The organism is Micromonospora sp. NBRC 107095 (assembly GCF_030269705.1).
GTDB lineage: Bacteria > Actinomycetota > Actinomycetes > Mycobacteriales > Micromonosporaceae > Micromonospora > Micromonospora parva.
Genome location: NZ_BSTU01000002.1, coordinates 751,481 through 766,605, shown reverse-complemented (window position 1 = coordinate 766,605; position 15,125 = coordinate 751,481). Strand labels below are relative to the sequence as shown.

At 69.9% G+C, this 15,125-nt stretch carries 14 protein-coding genes; 6 read left to right on the top strand and 8 right to left on the bottom strand.

Translation table 11 applies throughout. From position 1 onward, the window contains the following. Positions 1-5: 5 nt before the first annotated feature. Positions 6-773 (bottom strand): helix-turn-helix domain-containing protein, encoded by a 768-nt coding sequence (locus QSK15_RS15920; protein WP_285794959.1) that lies wholly within the window; start codon positions 771-773, stop codon positions 6-8. A gap of 80 nt (positions 774-853) precedes the next feature. On the opposite strand from QSK15_RS15920, the gene QSK15_RS15915 reads away from it, so the two are divergent. Beyond that, complete coding sequence (locus QSK15_RS15915; protein WP_285794958.1) at positions 854-1,237, top strand: nuclear transport factor 2 family protein; 384 nt, start codon at positions 854-856, stop codon at positions 1,235-1,237. Here QSK15_RS15915 and QSK15_RS15910 read toward each other — a convergent pair. The 3 genes from QSK15_RS15910 to QSK15_RS15900 form a co-directional block, all read right to left on the bottom strand. Next, complete coding sequence (locus QSK15_RS15910; RefSeq protein ID WP_285794957.1) at positions 1,234-2,178, bottom strand: acyltransferase domain-containing protein; 945 nt, start codon at positions 2,176-2,178, stop codon at positions 1,234-1,236. The genes QSK15_RS15915 and QSK15_RS15910 overlap by 4 nt on opposite strands. A 29-nt stretch (positions 2,179-2,207) precedes the next feature. Next, a complete protein-coding gene (locus tag QSK15_RS15905; RefSeq protein ID WP_285794956.1) occupies positions 2,208-2,795 on the bottom strand; it encodes a hypothetical protein in 588 nt (195 codons plus the stop codon). A 102-nt stretch (positions 2,796-2,897) separates the two neighbouring features. Next, positions 2,898-3,326: a VOC family protein gene (locus tag QSK15_RS15900; protein WP_285794955.1), complete on the bottom strand. Its 429-nt coding sequence runs from the start codon at positions 3,324-3,326 to the stop codon at positions 2,898-2,900. Between the two features lie 96 nt (positions 3,327-3,422). Between QSK15_RS15900 and QSK15_RS15895 the strand changes: the two genes are divergently transcribed. Further along, positions 3,423-4,334: an NAD-dependent epimerase/dehydratase family protein gene (locus QSK15_RS15895; RefSeq protein ID WP_285794954.1), complete on the top strand. Its 912-nt coding sequence runs from the start codon at positions 3,423-3,425 to the stop codon at positions 4,332-4,334. Here QSK15_RS15895 and QSK15_RS15890 read toward each other — a convergent pair. Continuing rightward, positions 4,331-4,786 (bottom strand): GNAT family N-acetyltransferase, encoded by a 456-nt coding sequence (locus tag QSK15_RS15890; protein WP_285794953.1) that lies wholly within the window; start codon positions 4,784-4,786, stop codon positions 4,331-4,333. The genes QSK15_RS15895 and QSK15_RS15890 overlap by 4 nt on opposite strands. 359 nt (positions 4,787-5,145) lie before the next feature. On the opposite strand from QSK15_RS15890, the gene QSK15_RS15885 reads away from it, so the two are divergent. The 4 genes from QSK15_RS15885 (at position 5,146) to QSK15_RS15870 (ending at position 10,252) form a co-directional block, all read left to right on the top strand. Further along, complete coding sequence (locus tag QSK15_RS15885) at positions 5,146-5,301, top strand: hypothetical protein (RefSeq protein ID WP_285794952.1); 156 nt, start codon at positions 5,146-5,148, stop codon at positions 5,299-5,301. A gap of 132 nt (positions 5,302-5,433) precedes the next feature. After that, positions 5,434-6,780, top strand: a complete 1,347-nt coding sequence (gene skfB / locus QSK15_RS15880; protein WP_285794951.1) for a sporulation killing factor system radical SAM maturase — start codon at positions 5,434-5,436, stop codon at positions 6,778-6,780. After that, a complete protein-coding gene (locus QSK15_RS15875; RefSeq protein WP_285794950.1) occupies positions 6,773-8,365 on the top strand; it encodes a CPBP family glutamic-type intramembrane protease in 1,593 nt (530 codons plus the stop codon). Before skfB ends, QSK15_RS15875 begins: the two co-directional genes overlap by 8 nt. Positions 8,366-8,425: 60 nt before the next feature. Next, on the top strand, positions 8,426-10,252 hold the full coding sequence (locus tag QSK15_RS15870; protein ID WP_285794949.1) for an ABC transporter ATP-binding protein: 1,827 nt from the start codon (positions 8,426-8,428) through the stop codon (positions 10,250-10,252). A gap of 111 nt (positions 10,253-10,363) precedes the next feature. On the opposite strand, the gene QSK15_RS15865 is transcribed toward QSK15_RS15870, so the two are convergent. From QSK15_RS15865 to QSK15_RS15855, 3 genes are all read right to left on the bottom strand, one after another. Continuing rightward, positions 10,364-13,234: an AfsR/SARP family transcriptional regulator gene (locus QSK15_RS15865; RefSeq protein WP_285794948.1), complete on the bottom strand. Its 2,871-nt coding sequence runs from the start codon at positions 13,232-13,234 to the stop codon at positions 10,364-10,366. 497 nt (positions 13,235-13,731) lie between these two features. Further along, positions 13,732-14,172, bottom strand: coding sequence for a VOC family protein (locus QSK15_RS15860; protein WP_285794947.1), 441 nt, complete (start codon positions 14,170-14,172; stop codon positions 13,732-13,734). A gap of 104 nt (positions 14,173-14,276) precedes the next feature. Beyond that, positions 14,277-15,020 carry an MBL fold metallo-hydrolase gene (locus QSK15_RS15855; RefSeq protein WP_285794946.1) on the bottom strand — a complete coding sequence of 248 codons (744 nt, stop codon included), beginning with the start codon at positions 15,018-15,020 and terminating at the stop codon, positions 14,277-14,279. Between the last annotated feature and the right edge of the window lie 105 nt (positions 15,021-15,125).

Sequence of the window (15,125 nt, the reverse complement as noted above, 5' to 3'; positions counted from 1 at the left end):
GGGCCCTACCGTGTGAAGTAGGCGGCGCTCTCCGCGTCCGCGGGGTAGTACGACTCGACCGCGATCTCCTCGATGGTGATGTCCGTCGGGGTGCCGAACGTGGTGATGGTCGAAAAGAGCCGCAGCTCACGATCGCCCACCCGGATGATCATCGGGAGCACCACGTCGGCGTCGACCCGTTCGCTCGTCGGCTCCTCGGGCCGCGGGCCGAGCAGTTCCCGGTAGAGCGCGGCGAGCGTCGCGTCCGGAGCGGCGGCGAGCTGGCGTGCGACGCGGCTGCGGAACACCGCCCGCACGTCCGCCAGGTTGACGACCAGGGACGCGAGCCCGCGCGGGTCCAGGCCGAGCCGGATCAGGTTCACCGGTGGCCGCAACAGGTCGGGGGCCACCTGCGCGAAGAACGGGTCGACAGCACTGTTGGTCAACAGGATGTTCCACCGGCGGTCGAAGACCAGCGCCGGATACGGCTCGTGCGCCCGCAGCACCCTGCGGACCGCGTCGAGGGCACCGGACAGGGCGATGTCGTCGAGCGGACGCTGCGCGTACCGGGGCGCGAAGCCGGCGGCGAGCAGCAACTGGTTGCGATCACGCAGCGGCACGTGCAGCTGGTCGGCGAGCCGCAGGATCATGTCGGCGCTCGGCGTGGACTTGCCGGTCTCGACCAGGCTGACGTGCCGGGCCGAGACATCCGCGGCGATCGCCAGGTCGAGTTGGCTGAGCCCTCGGCGCTTGCGCCACTGCCGTAGGAGTTCACCGACCGCATACACGATCATGAGCCTACCCATCGTCGGTGCGGACGCCATGAAGTGCGATGTCATCGACAACCACCCGGGCCGGGGAAACACTGGCGCCCATGACGACCACCGAGAACAAGAGCATCGTCGGACGCGCGTTGGCAGGGCTGGTCGACTCGGGCGACGTCGACACGCTCGCCTCGTTCCTGAGCGAGGACTTCATCCATCACCGGTCCGATTCGACGACCTCGACCAGGGCGCAGTGGCTCGCCGCCGTCCGCGCCGCGCTGGGCCCGACCGCTGGCATGCGGGTCGACATCCTGCACCTGCTGGCCGACGGTGACCACGTGGTGGTGCACTCGCGACGCCGACTACCCGACGTGGAGATCGTGGTGGTCGACGTCCTGCGGATCGCCGACGGGTTGATCGCCGAGGCGTGGGAGGTCATCGAACCGGCGGCCCACGCGGCGGCCAACGGGGCGTGGTGGGACCCGGCCGTCTAGATCGGGAAGTGGCCGCGACGCCAGTGCCAGTGGCCGCCGGCCCGCAGGTGGTCGATGATCGCGCGCTGGAGCACGGTGCGGCGCGGCAACTCGTCGAGCGGCGTGGTCAGGGTGCGGAACCCGAACCGCAGCATCTCGATGTCGGCGTCCGGCACCTCCGACTCCTGGTGGGGTTCCAGCTCGAACCGGCGCTGGAACCGCAGGATGTTGGAGTCCTCCGGAAGGTACTCCCGCAGCTGCGGGTCGAGCAGCCACGAGCCGCAGAAGAACCTGGTGTAGTGCTCGTCGGGAAAGTGCCGGGGGAAGAACGCGCGGGCCTCGTCCAGCGACGCCGCCACCGCCTGCGGGGTCAACGGCCCCGATTCGGGGACGTGTAGACCGATGGCGCCGTCGCCGCGCTGGTGTTGCAGCCGGCCCAACTGGTAGAGGCCACCGCGCGAGTGCAGCGTCAGCCAGCTCTGCATGACCGGCCACCCGTCACCGCGCATCCGACGGTCGACAGCGAGGTTGCGGCCCAGGTCGGCGAGGGTCGCCCAGGACACGGCATCGGGGACGCCGTGGTCGCTGTGGTAGCCCCGCACCACGTCGACCAGGGCCAGGTACGCGTACACGTAGAGGTGCCGCCAGGCGGGCCCCCGCTCTCGCGGCAACTCCGGGCCGGGCGGCAGCCAGTCGTAGCCCCCGAGGTCGGCGCGGACCACTGCGATCGAGCGGTCCAGCAACCAGCGCAGCTCCTCCGTCCACAGCGGAGAGCCCGGCTCCGGCCAGCCCGCCATGATTTCGGCGGCGTCGTCCGGAGGCACGGCGAGCCGATCGAGGATCGCGGGTGCGTCCGCCTTCGCCGGCAACGGGGCGGACGGCCCGTCACCGGCGAGCCGCTGCACGCGGTCGACCTCCTCGACGGGCACCCCGAGCCGGGCAGCGATGTCGTCCAGATCCACGCCGACGAACCTACCGCCCGACGCGCATCTCAGGAGTCCGCCGGCACTCCGGCGTCGAGCTGCCCGATCATCGGCGCGAGGAGGTCGTTGAGTTCCCGGGCCAGCACCACCACGGCTCGGCGTGCCGCCGCGGCGACGTCGTCGTCGTCCGGACCGTTGGGCGTCGGCGGCAGATCGTCGAGGGGGACCGGCGCCTCCACCTGTAGCAGCGCGCGCAGGTGCGGGCGGCGCGTCTGGTCCTGCTCGGTGGGTGTGGTGAACTGGCCGAACATCTGGGGCCAGTCCTGCCAACCACGGTCGCGCTGCCACTGCTTGGTCCAGGTCAGCTCGGCCGGCCAGCGGGATGCCACCGTCACCGCGCAGACCAGGCTGCCGTCCCAGGGGCTGCGGGCGCAGGTCGCCGAGATGATCCGCCGATGCCAGCGGACGAAGCCCGGTGACAGCTCGGTGGCCAGCCGCCAGGCCGTCACCGCGAACGCCACGGGCGCGAAGTCACCCCAGGTGTCGGCGAAGTCGTCGATCCGCCGCAGCACCTCGGCCTCGTACCGGCCGCGCCCCTCGACGCCGTGCTCGCGGTCGAACTGCTCGTCCAGCCAGAAAGCGCGCGGATCCGGCATCCTCAACCCCGTTTCACAGCGATGGTGTCCCGCACCCTCGAATCTAGGCGACTGTCGGGGTGTGGACGGCATCCTCGCCGGTTGTCGACCGCAGCGACCCGGTCAGCCGACGAGGACGCAGAACGGGTGCCCGGCCAGATCGGCGTACACGCGCAGGGGCTCGTCCGGGTCGTCGATGCGGTCGTACAACAGCCGGCCGCCGAGGCGCAGCACCCGCTCATGTTGCACCAGCAGTTCCTCGACGGACTCCACGGTCAGGTCCAGGTGCAGCTGCTGGGGCACGGTGTTCGCCGGCCACGTCGCCGCCGGTAGCTGCTCCACCTGCTGAAACGCGACCTGGGGTCCGCCGGCGGGCGACCGCAGCACCAGCCAGTCCCGGCCACGTTCGTCGGCCTGGCCGGTCGGCGGCGGTTCGTCACCGGGCCGGTAGACGAAGCCCAGCAACTGTCGGTAGAACTCCGCCAACGCCCTCGCGTCGGTGCAGTCGAGCACCACCGAACCCAGCTTGGGCACGCTCTCCTGGTCAACCACGCTCGATCACCTCCGGGTGCCATTCTCATCGACGTGTACCGCCGCCGCAGCGCTAGAAGCTTGACAAGGAGCGGGTTCCAGAGTGGACGATGCACCGTGCGCATTCTCGTGGTGGGTGGCAGCGGCCTGATCGGCGCTCATGTGATGGACGTCCTGCGGGAGCGTGGCCACGCCGCGACACCTGTGGCGCGTACCGCCCAGGCGGGCGTCGACCATCTGCTCGATGTCGGGTCCGCCTCGATCGAGGACCTGCGGCAGGTGCTCGCCGGTCATGACGGGGTCGTGTACGCCACCCGCACCGACGAGCAACGGCCGCTGCCCAAGCCGATCTATCCGGAGTTCCGCCGCGACAACGTCGACCCGGTGGTACGCCTGTTCACCGCCGCCCGCCTCGAAGGTCTCACCCGGGGTGTGGTGATGGGCTCCTACTACACCTACTTCGACCGGCTCCACCCGCAGTGGCGCCTGGCCGAGCGGCACACGTACATCCGGTGTCGCCTGGAGCAGGCCCGGGAGGGGCGGGCCGCCGCCGGCGAGGGCCTGCCGGTCGCCGTACTCGAACTGCCGTTCGTCTTCGGTCGGGCCGGCGACCGGCTGCCCAACTGGGCCGGTCCGCTGGACCGGTGGGCGCGTTCGCGTACCCCGCTGGTCGCCCCGGTCGGCGGCAGCGCCGCGGCCTCCGCGCGCAGCGTGGCCGAGGTCGCCGTCGACGCCCTGGAGCAGGCCAGCGGCGCGGACATCCCGGTCGCCGACGAGAACCTCACCTGGACCGACATGATCGGGCGCATCGCCGAAGCGGTCGGTCGGCGCCGCCGGGTCGCTAGGCTGCCGTCCGGCGCCGCGAAGGCCGCCTTGCGACTGGGCGGCGCGCTACAGTCCCTCGGGCGCAAGGAGTCGGGCGTCAACCCCACCTACCTCGCCGACCTCCTGCTCGCCGACCTGTTCATCGAGCCGACGAGCGGCCGCCCGCTGGACCCGGCGCTGCGCGAAACCTTCCCCGCCGCCTAGCGGTCGGGCCCGTCCTTCTGGGGTCGGGCCAGATATGCGGTCTTGGCGTCGGGTGAGAACCCGCAGGCCCGGTAGAAGGCGTGCGTCGCAGGCGTGCGCGAACCCGTCATCAGCATCGCCTTGTAGCAGCCCGCATCCCAGGCGGCCTGGAGGGTGCCGGCCATGATCAGTCGCCCCAGGCCGGTGCCGCGCCGCGACTCCTCGACGACGACGTTCTCGACGACCGCGTACGGCGACGCCGACCGGGTGAGGTTCGGGATCACGTTGAGGTACGTGGTGGCGACGACGACTCCATCCACTTCGAGGACGAAGAGATGCAGCGCCGGCGAGCCCAGGATCTGCTGGAAGGCCGCGACGTCAGATCCGTCGCGCAGCACCGGATCGTCGGGGTTCAGTTGCCGGTAGAGGCCGATGATCTGCTCGAAGTCGTCCGGCCGGGCCGCACGGAACATGGCCGAAGCGTAACCGACAGCGGCAGCGTAACCAGCAGTGGCCCATTCACCGCTGTCGCCTCGCGCGGCGTCAGGTTGCCCGGCCCGACACCGCAGGTGGCCGCAGCCGCAGAACGCACTGCTGGTCAGTCGATTCAAGGTTAGTTCCAGATCTGCTGCATGGCGGCCCGGCACATTTCTGGTCACGGCCCCGATGAACAGTACCGACACGGGGGTCCGGGCGGCGCGCGGCCCGGATCACGGGATTCGTCTCGCTCCGCGAGGAATCGGGCGATGAATGGTCCGCTGCCCAGCGGTTCATCACGGGTCGCGCTGTTCCGGGGATGTCGACCGAGTGATCCGGGGAGGGGGTGATTGACATGCAGAAGTCGAGCAGCACGCTCAACCGACTCGGCTCGGAGAAGCGGGCCGAACCGATGGTGAAGTCCGTGGGCTGCGGCATTTGCTGGGCCAGCAGCTGGGCGCCGTTCGTCGCGGCGTGCTGGGGGCCGCCGCCGTACTCGCAGGCCATGTGACCGATTCTGACCGGCCGTCCGGGGCGGGCTGACGCCCACCCCGGACGGCCCCTCTCCAAGCGACGAAATCCCGCCGGTCCCAGACCGACGCAGCTGCCGGGCCGACGGCCGGCCGATCACGAGGGAACCCTTATGACAACCGCGCTTTCGCACGCGTCCGGTGACTCGGTCGCCGGCACCGCCGACCCGCCATCGCCCGACTGGGGCATTCACCTGCAACCCGTCGGTGGACTGTTGGTGGACCGCAACAGCCTGAACTACGTACGACTGTCCAGCGAGGCGCTGGAGATCGCCCTTCAACTGGCACGGACGCGCAGTGTGGCCCGCACCGCCCGGATCCGGGCCGGCACCTCCCGCCGCGACCCGGACGAGGTTCAGGCGGAGATGGTCGAGGCACTGAGCGGGTCGTGGTTGACCTCCTCCTGGCTCAATGGGGCACTCGACCAGCCCTTGCGGGTGTCTGGCTCGACCGACGCGTACCTGCCGCTGCTGGCGTCGCTTCAACTCACCAACCGGTGCAACCTCAGCTGTTCGTTCTGTTACGCGAGTTCCGGGCCCGCCCTGCCCGGCGAGTTGACCGCCGACGACTGGGTCAAGGTGCTGGAACGGCTGGCCCAGTCCGGAATCGCGGCCGTGACCCTCACCGGTGGTGAGCCGACCATCGCCCGGGACTTTCGGCGCATCCTGGCGACCGCCACCGCCCTGATCGACCACGTCGACGTCTTCACCAATGGCCTGCACTGGTCGGACGAACTGGTCGCGATGGCAGCCGCCTGCGGCAACATCCGGGCCCAGATCAGCATCGACGGACGCGCCGAGCGGCACGATCTCATCCGGGGCCGAGCCGGGGCCTACGACGAGTCGTTGCACACGATGCGACGCCTCACCGCAGCGGGGATATCGGTGATCGTCGCGATGACGGTGACCCCCGCGAACCACCGGGACGTCGCTGCCGTGGTCGCCGACGTGGACAGCGCCGGCGCCCGACTGTTCCGGGCCGGTCGGGTGGTACCGGTGGGCAGGGGCGACCAGGACGGGTTCGGACTGACACCGGATCAGGTCGCGGATGTAATCCGGCAGTTCCAGGAGACCCGCCACCTCAACCTTGAGGCACTGGGCTGGGACCAGTGCGCGGATCTCGGTGAGCAGTTGGCGCCGTTCGGGCTGCCCGTCGAGTTCCTCACCCCCGGCTACCTGAGTTGGCACGTCCGCGCCGATGGCCAGGTGACCCCGTGCCAGATCGAGGCGGAGTCCTTCGGTCGGATCCTCGCCGAGCCACTCGAGCTGATCGGGGAACCTGGTCGGCTGGCCACCGTCCGGTCCACTGCCCGCGGTTGCCGCTGTATCCAGCGGCTGAATCCCACCGACGACGTTGACCTGCCGTTCGGTCTGACGCCGGGGCCGTCGATCCGGATGGACGCGGCGACCGGCAGCTGCTGTGGTACGGCGCGCTGCGGCTCGGGGTGCGGCGATGACTGAGAGTGTCGTTCTGGCCGTTATCGGTCTGCTGTTCGGTGCGCTGTTCATCGTCCTACGGACCCGGGCGTACCCCACCGAGCCGATGCCCGCGGTGATGGACGCCGCTGCCGCAACGGATCAGGCGGCGGCGACGGTAGGGCGTCTCTGTGGTCTCGACGTCACGGGCTGGCGCTCCTTCGCCGTCCTGCACTTCGATGGCATCGTCGACCGGCTGCACCACCTCGGGCTCGTCGCCCGACAGCGGGAGTTTCTCAACGGGTGGGGTCTACAGGGCTCGTGGCGGGTCCGCTTCATCGGCGCGGACGGCAGCGTCCTGGTCGGACTCTCACCCCGGGGCGAGGTCGTGCTCTTCGAACTCGCCGGTGACCTGCGCGACCGGGTGGTCGATGGCGTCGTACCTGCTCGCGAGCGCGACGGCGCGACCGACGACGGCGCGGATCGGGGCGGCGACGTCGGGGAGGCGCCGGACACTGGCGATGACAAGGGGCTGCGACAGCGGCTGGGAGTCCCCGACGGGGTCTGGGCCGGGGCGGAGCCGGTGGGCGCCGGGTACTGGACCCGTGAGGACGAGTCGACCGAGCGCACCCGGCGGTTCCGGGCGACCAGTCCGGACGTCCGGATCGAGTTTGAGGTGGAGTCACTGGGCGCGACGGTGCTGCGCGTTGACTCCCTGGTGGAGTTGACCAACGAGCAGGTACCGGCACTCGAGCGGGCCGAGCAGCGGGAAGTCCTCGCCGGCGCGGGGGCGCTGCTCGGCTCGGTGCTGGCACTGGTCGGCGGGGTGGCCCTCCTCGCGTTCGCTGGTGGCACCGCGCAGGCGTCGTTGGCCGCAGTGTTGGCGGTGCCGGTTCTGCTGGCGGTCCTCTTCGGTGAAGGCGGCCGGTTCCGGTACACCGCGGTGCACGGATACGAGGGAACGCAATCATGGGCCGCTTTCAGGGCGATCAACGCACTCACGTCGGCGGTGACGGCGGTGACCTTGAGTTCGGTGGTGGTGGTCGCCGTCCTGGCCGGTTCGCTGGTCGCCCAGCGGGTCGGGATTCCCACAACCTCGGATCTCGGTCGGCAACTGATCTGGGGCGCCTGCCTGGCCGCGATCTGGTTGGGGCTCGCCGCGGCCGGATACGCGCTGCTGCGTCGGGCGGGACTTGCCCGGGTCTCTCCGAACCCGGACCGGCGTTCGTTGCGTACGGTCGGAATGGACCTGCCCCACGTGCTCTCGCTGACCGCGCAGAGTTCGATCGGCGAGGAGGCGGTCTTCCGGCTTCTCGCGGTGCCGGTGGTCCTCTGGCTGACCGGTCAGCCGTTGCTCGCCGTCCTGGTCGCCGCGGTGCTGTGGGCCGGTACGCACAGCGGCAGCATGGTCCGTCCACGGTGGATCCGATTCGCCGAACTGACCCTGATCGGCGTGACGTTGGGGCTCGTGGCCATCGAGATCGGGATCGTTGCCGCCGTGGTCGCGCACGCGCTCTACAACCTCGTCGTGCTCAGCGCGCCGCTGCTCGGCGTCGACTCCGACCGACGGCGGGTCAGCGAGGAGACGCCGGCTGAGGCGCGGCGAGTATCGGCGACTTCCGCCGCCTGAGGTCCCGGACGCGCCGCCCACGCCCGCCCTGTCCATTCGTCAAAACCAAGGAGTCCTGCCGTGCGTACCGATATCCGCCGTAACCCTCTGGAGGCCGGCCCGGTGCCTCCGACAGATCCCGTCGCGGTGCCGTTGCGTGAGTTGCTCGGCCTGCTCCGCCCACAGCGGCCGGTACTGCTGGTGGCGGCCGTCCTCGGCCTCGTGTCGGCCGGTCTGGCCCTGGTCCAGCCGCTGCTGGCCATGCGCACGATCAACGCGATGCTGCTCGGCCAACCGGTCGCGTCACTCGCGATCTGGTTGGTCTTCCTCTTCCTCGCCGCCGCGGTGATCTCCGGTGTGCAGAGTTTCCTGTTGCAACGCGGCGGCGAGGCGCTGGTGCTACGGCTACGGCTCGGTCTGACCGACCGGCTGCTGCGGCTGCCGATGCGGGAGTACGACCAACTCCGCACCGGGGACCTTCTGTCCCGGGTCGGTACCGATACCACCCTGCTGCGGGCAGTGGTGGCCAACGGAATCGTCAACGCGGTCATCGGCGTGGCGTCACTGGCGGGTGCGGTCGCGCTGATGCTCTGGCTCGACTGGTTCCTGTTCGTCTTCGCGGTCGCGTCGGTGGCCCTGGGTGGGTCGATTCTCGCGTTCGTGATGATCGGGATCAGGCGCTGGTCGGAACATGCGCAGGGGCGAATCGGTCTGCTTCTCGCCGATCTCGAGCGGGCTCTGGCGGCGATGCGGACGGTCCGCGCCGCCAGAGCCGAGGATCGGGAGGCCGAACGGATCGGTGGACGAGCCCGGGAGGCGTACGACGCGGGCATCCGGGTGGCTCGGCTGGACGCGACGATCGTTCCGGCCGTGTCCCTGAGCGCCAACGGCTCGTTCCTTCTCGTACTCGGTCTCGGTGGTGCTCGAGTCGCCTCCGGACACCTGGACATCGGCCAGTTCGTGGCCTTCCTCCTGTACGTGTCGTTCCTGCTCGTTCCGTTGGTCGCCGTCTTCGCCGGGGGAAGCGCCGTGCAGAAGGGGATGGCCGCTCTGCAACGCATCCACGAGACGATGGGGCTCGACCTTGAGCAGACCGCCGCCGTCGACCGGGACGGCGGCGCCGACGGGAACGGGCCGCCCGCTGCGATTGCCGGGCCGGAGACGCCAGCCCTGGAACTGCGCGATGTCCACTTCTCATACGGTCCGGGGCGGGAGGTGCTGCGGGGGGTGTCGTTCGACGTCGCCCGGCATACCAGTGTGGCTCTCGTTGGTACGTCCGGTGCGGGCAAGACCACCATCTTCGCCCTGGTCGAGCGCTTCTACGAGGCGTCCCGGGGGACGATCCTGCTGGACGGCCGGGACATCGCGTCGATGCCGGTCGACGAACTGCGCTCGGCGCTCGGGTATGTCCAGCAGGAATGCCCGCTGCTCGCCGGCACCCTCCGTGACAATCTCACGTACGCCTACCCCGGTGCGGACGAGGATGAACTCGCCGAGGTGCTCCGGGTGACCAACCTCGACGAAGTGGTGGACCGACTGCCTGACGGGCTCGACACCCAGGTGGGCGAGCACGGCAGCATGCTCTCCGGTGGGGAACGCCAGCGGGTGTCGATCGCTCGGGCGTTGCTGCCCCGACCTCGGTTGCTGCTGCTCGATGAGCCGACCGCGCACCTGGACGCGGCCAACGAGGCGGGGTTGGCGGAGTTGGTGCGGAACATCTCGCGTTCATGCACCGTGCTGATGATCGCGCACCGGAGTTCGACGGTTCGGGCCGCCGACCGGATCGTGGTACTCGCCGACGGAGAGGTGACCGCGACCGGTACCGCCGACCGGCTGCCAGCCGGGGCCCGCGGCATACCGACCGGGTTGTTGGCCGAGCAACCAAGAGAGGCTGTTCCCGTGGATTGACCCGCGACCGTGTCAACAACCGAGGCTGCGAAGTCCGTAGCGCCGCGTGCGGCGCTGCGGGTTCCGCGTTCTGGAAGCGTCGATTGTCGGCGATGGCGGGCGGCCCTCGGCTCAGCGAGGTTCGGTCAGCGCAGTCGGGTCGGCTGGCGGCCTCGCGAAGCCAGTCGCCGGCGGGCGAGCAGCGGCAGGCACGCCCTGGCTCGCGGCGAGCTTGTCGCGGACCTGTTCGACGTCCGGATGCCCGATCTCTGTGAGGATCTCCAGGGCGCGCAGCCAGCAGAGGTTGGCGGCTTCCGGGTCGCCGAGGGCCTGCTGGGTGTCACCCAGGTGTCGGAGGGCCTCCGCCTCGTTGTAGCGGTGTCCCAGTTCCCGGTTGAGTTCCAGCGCCCGGCGGTAACAACGGGCCGCCCGCGGATAGCGACCGAGATGGTGATGGGCATAGCCAAGCGTGTCCCAACTGTTCGCCTCGCCGGTCCGGTCGCCGAGCTGACGTTGCAGGACGACAGCCTGCTGGCAGTAGCGGATCGTCTGCTGGTACTCCCCGAGCATTGCGTGATCCCAACCGAGGGCGTTGAGAGCGCGGGCAGCACCCGCCTGATGCCCGCTGTCGCGGAACAGCCTCAGCGCCCGCCTGTCATGGCGCAACGCTGCTGCCTGATCGCCTTCCTTCTCGCTGACCCAGCTCAGGGTCAACAGCGTGTGCGCCTGGCCGACCCGGTCGACGAGTTCGTCCAGCAAGATCAGTGCGCGTTCCAGGTGAGCCCGGGCCAATTCGAGCCGGCCGGTCTCCGAGTAGGCGGGGACGACGTCCTGGTGCGCCTGCGCCCGCGCCGCCCGGTCACCATTGCGCTCGGCGACAGTCAACGCGCAGTTCTGCACGGCGATGAGGTCCTCCCAGTGCCCTCGGCGGCTCAGGAAGGTGGTCAGTGCCCCGGCGAGCTGCCAGACGTACCGGTCGAGCCCGTGCCTGGCGGCCAGCTCGACCACCTGCCTGAGCACGGCGTACTCCTCGGCGAACCAGGACATCGCCTGGGCGTTGTCCGCTGGCTCCTCCGGCTGAACGCCCACCGGGACTGGCGGCGGCTCGATCGGATTCCGCAGCGGGGACAGCCGCCGGTCGGCGCGCTGAGCGCTGTGGAGGTAGTGGCCCACGATCCGGTGCAGGGCGTCGCGGTGCACCTCCGCAGGCTCCAATTCGACCAGCTCCGCCGCGTACGCCCGCAGCAGGTCGTGGCAGGTGTACCTGCCCGGCACCCACTCCACCAGAAGCTGCGCCCGGTTCAGTTCAGCGAGAATGCCACGTACCTGCCGTTCCGGCACGGCGGCGAGGCTGGCGGCGGCCCGCACCGAGGTGTCCGGCCCGGGGTGCAGCCCAAGCAGGCGGAACAGCCGCGCCGCCGGCTCACCGAGCGCGCGGTACGACCAGGAAAACACCGACCGGAGGTCTGTGGTCGGGTCCCCGCTGCCCGCGAAGCCGTCAAGGCCGCCCTGCAGATCGGCCAATTCCCGGCCGAGCGCGGCGAGCGAAAACCCGGGCTGGGTCGCCGCGCGGGCCGCCACGATCGCCAACGCCAGCGGCAACCCGGAACACCGCTCAACGATGTCGTCCACCGGCTGCGGTTCGGACTCCACCCGGCCACCGCTGAGTCGACGTGCCAGCAACTCCCGGGCGTCAGCGGTGCCGAGGAGGTCGAGCGTGACCGGGTGGGCGCCCTCGACCGCCACCAAGCCGGACAACTGCTGTCGGCTGGTCACCACCACCACGCAGCCCGCGACACCGGGCAGCAGCGGGCGGACCTGCTCGGCGTCGCGGGCGTTGTCTAGCACGACAAGCATTCGCCGACCGGCGACGCTGCTGCGGTACAACCCGACCTGCGCGTCCAGGTCCGGCGGCACCGCATCGGGCGGCACGCCGAGGGCGTCGAGGAAGCCGCGTAGCGCTACCGCCGGCGGCATCGCCTCCGCGGAGGGCTCGAAGCCGCGCAGGTTGACAGCCAACTGTCCGTCGGGAAACCGGTCCAGGTTGTCGTGGGCCCACCGCAACGCGAGCCAGGTCTTACCGATCCCGCCCATCCCCGTGACAGTCATGATGACGGGCCCGCCTTCGGCCTGGCGCTCCACGGCGCGGGTCAGCGCCGCCAGCTCACGAGCCCGGCCGGCGAAGTGCGCCGGCGGCGGTGGCAGTTGTCGGGGCGGATGAGCCGCGGCTGGCTCCGCAGGTGCCCGCACCACGGCCGAGGCGGCGACCTCATGATCGCCGTGGAGGATCCGTAGAAACAACTCCTGCAGGTCACGCCCCGGGTCGATGCCCAACACGTCGGCCAGGCGTTGCCGGATCTGCTGGTACTGGTCGAGGGCTTCCGCCTGTCGACCGGAGCGGGACAGCGCCAGCATGAGCTGGCCGGCGAGACGCTCGTCCAATGGTTGTTCGGCCAGTTCACGCGACAACTCGGATAACAACGCCGAATGCTGACCGCGACGCAAGGCGATGTCGGTACGGTCGCGCTCGGCGGCCAGCCGTGCCTGACGCAGCGCGGTACGCAGGGCGTTGAACCAGGGGGTGTCCAGGCGCGCGAACGGATCACCGCGCCACAGCCCGATCGCCTCGTCGAACTGACGCAGCGCGTCGTCGTCGTCCACGGCAAGCCGGACGCGGGAGACCAACTCCTGGAAACGGTGCAGATCCACCATCATGGGGTCGACCTTGAGCAGGTAACCACCCTGTTGGCGGACGATGGCGACGTCGTCGGCGCCGCTCAGACAGCGCCGTAACCGGGAGAGGTAGCTGTAGAGCGCGCCGTGTGCGCGTTGCGGCGGCCGGTCCACCCACACCCGGTCGAGCAACTGGTCGACGTGAACGACCTTGTTCGCCTCGACCAGCAGAACTGCCAGCACGCATCGCTGACGGACATGCCCCAGGTCAATCGCATTGCCGTCGATGAAGGCCTCGACATCGCCCAGCAGCCTGAATTGCACGACCATGTGCCCTCGCTGTTCGCACCTGCCGCCATCAGCAGATTCAAGCTTCTCACAAACTTTATTCAAGGGACGTCCGCTAGGTGACGGGCAGGATCGCGCGGACCAAATCCGAACCCGCTGAAGACCGCTCCGGCAGCTTGTCAAAACACGGTCCATCCAGGACATGAGAGGGAATGATCTCGAATGCTGGACAGGCGGCACCCGTTTTGAAATGCGACCACAAGGTGGGATCACGCCGACGGGTCCGGTGATCACATGTCCATCTCGTCAACTTGTGCGACCCGCTCAAACCTGCGCGCCCGTAAAGAACTGCCAAGCTGGCGGAATCTCAATGCAACGGATGGGCCGGCCAGCCAGGCTGACATCCGATTGACCTGACCGACCGGCTGATCAAGTTCGTATTTTCGAAATGCACATGGCTGTGCCGGAGGCGCGTGGGTGAAGGGCGGCGAGCGCTGGGTCGGGCCGGGGCCTCCACGGCCGCACGGACACGTCGAGTCTCAGCGGAGCTGTTCGGCCAGGCCGACGATGATGCCCTCGGGGCCGCGGACGTAGCAGAGCCGGAAGATGTCCTCGTACCGCTCCACCTCGCCGACCAGTTCGGCGCCGTGGCCTCGCAGCCGGGCGATCACGTCGTCGATGTCGTCGACGGCGAACATGATCCGCCGAATGCCCAACGTGTTCGCCGGCGCGTCCTTCGGTGCCGCGCTGATCGCCGCCGGCCGGTGGAACATCGCCAACTCGACCTTGCCGTGGCCGTCCGGGGTCCGCAGCATCGCCACCTCCTGCCGGACGTCGTCGATCCCGATGACCCGCTCCACCCACCGCCCCTCGACCGGCCCTCGCCCCTCCACCTCCATGCCGAGTTCGACGAAGAACGCGATGACCGCGTCGAGGTCCTCGACCACGATGAGGACGTTGTCCATCCGCTGGATCGCCATGCCGGATCTCCCTGCTCTGCTGCGATCACGATGACCGCATCCTCCCCGAAGACGGAGCCGCCCGGCGGTTCTCGACAAACAGAGCGGGCTGTCCGCCGCGACCACTACGTCCCGAGCATCACGGTGAGGCCTTCCTCAGCCGCCAGCACGGCACCGCCGAACTCCACCTGCGCGGCGGCCACCGCCACCTCCCGGTCGTTGCCCGGCCAGAAGTGGGTGAGCATCAGGCGGCGGGCGCCCGCCCGACGAGCCCACCGACCGGCCTCGGTGGAGGTCAACAGGTTTCGGGTGGGACGGCTCGGCTCGCCGTCGCGGTCCGTCGCCTCCACGATGAACAGGTCAGCGTCACGCCCCAGCTCGGCCAGCGCGGGAGTCGGCCCGGTGTCCCCGGAGTAGGCGAGGGCAATCCCGTCGGCCTCGATCCGGACGCCGGCGTTGGGCACGAAGTGCGGGAGAGACAGCCCGGTCAGGTCGAACGGCCCGACCCGGTAGCCGCCGGGTAACGGGTGCAGCTCGAAGACCGCCTGTAGATCGGCATCGGGCTCCAGGCCACTGAGCCGGTCGAGCACGCCGGGCGGGCAGTACAACGGCAACCGCGCTCCCCCGGGCTGACCGTAGAGCCGCATCCTGAACAGACCGTGCAGGTCGACGCAGTGATCCGGGTGCTCGTGGGTGACGACGACAGCGTCCAGCACACCGTCCGGCCAGTGTCTGAGCAGCCGCGGCAGCGTGGCATAGCCCAGGTCGAGCACCAGGCGGTAGCCGTCCCAGTCCACCGCGAAGCCGCTGCAGGCGCGGCCGGGTTCGGGGAAGCCACCGCAACTACCGAAAACTGTGACCTGTCGCATCCCGGCAGCGTCCCACCCGGAGGGCCGGGGCCGCATGCCTGGGCAGGACGGTCCCGGCGGCACGCTGGCACCGCCGGCCGTGCGCTGTCGGATCACGGGTATCGC

Bases quoted from the DNA above. Each gene is read 5' to 3' on its own strand.
- QSK15_RS15920 (WP_285794959.1), bottom strand. From the start codon at position 773: ATGATCGTGTATGCGGTCGGTGAACTCCTACGGCAGTGGCGCAAGCGC.
- QSK15_RS15915 (WP_285794958.1), top strand. From the start codon at position 854: ATGACGACCACCGAGAACAAGAGCATCGTCGGACGCGCGTTGGCAGGG.
- QSK15_RS15905 (WP_285794956.1), bottom strand. From the start codon at position 2,795: ATGCCGGATCCGCGCGCTTTCTGGCTGGACGAGCAGTTCGACCGCGAG.
- QSK15_RS15890 (WP_285794953.1), bottom strand. From the start codon at position 4,786: ATGTTCCGTGCGGCCCGGCCGGACGACTTCGAGCAGATCATCGGCCTC.
- QSK15_RS15885 (WP_285794952.1), top strand. From the start codon at position 5,146: ATGCAGAAGTCGAGCAGCACGCTCAACCGACTCGGCTCGGAGAAGCGG.
- skfB (WP_285794951.1), top strand. From the start codon at position 5,434: ATGACAACCGCGCTTTCGCACGCGTCCGGTGACTCGGTCGCCGGCACC.
- QSK15_RS15875 (WP_285794950.1), top strand. From the start codon at position 6,773: ATGACTGAGAGTGTCGTTCTGGCCGTTATCGGTCTGCTGTTCGGTGCG.
- QSK15_RS15865 (WP_285794948.1), bottom strand. From the start codon at position 13,234: ATGGTCGTGCAATTCAGGCTGCTGGGCGATGTCGAGGCCTTCATCGAC.
- QSK15_RS15860 (WP_285794947.1), bottom strand. From the start codon at position 14,172: ATGGCGATCCAGCGGATGGACAACGTCCTCATCGTGGTCGAGGACCTC.
- QSK15_RS15855 (WP_285794946.1), bottom strand. From the start codon at position 15,020: ATGCGACAGGTCACAGTTTTCGGTAGTTGCGGTGGCTTCCCCGAACCC.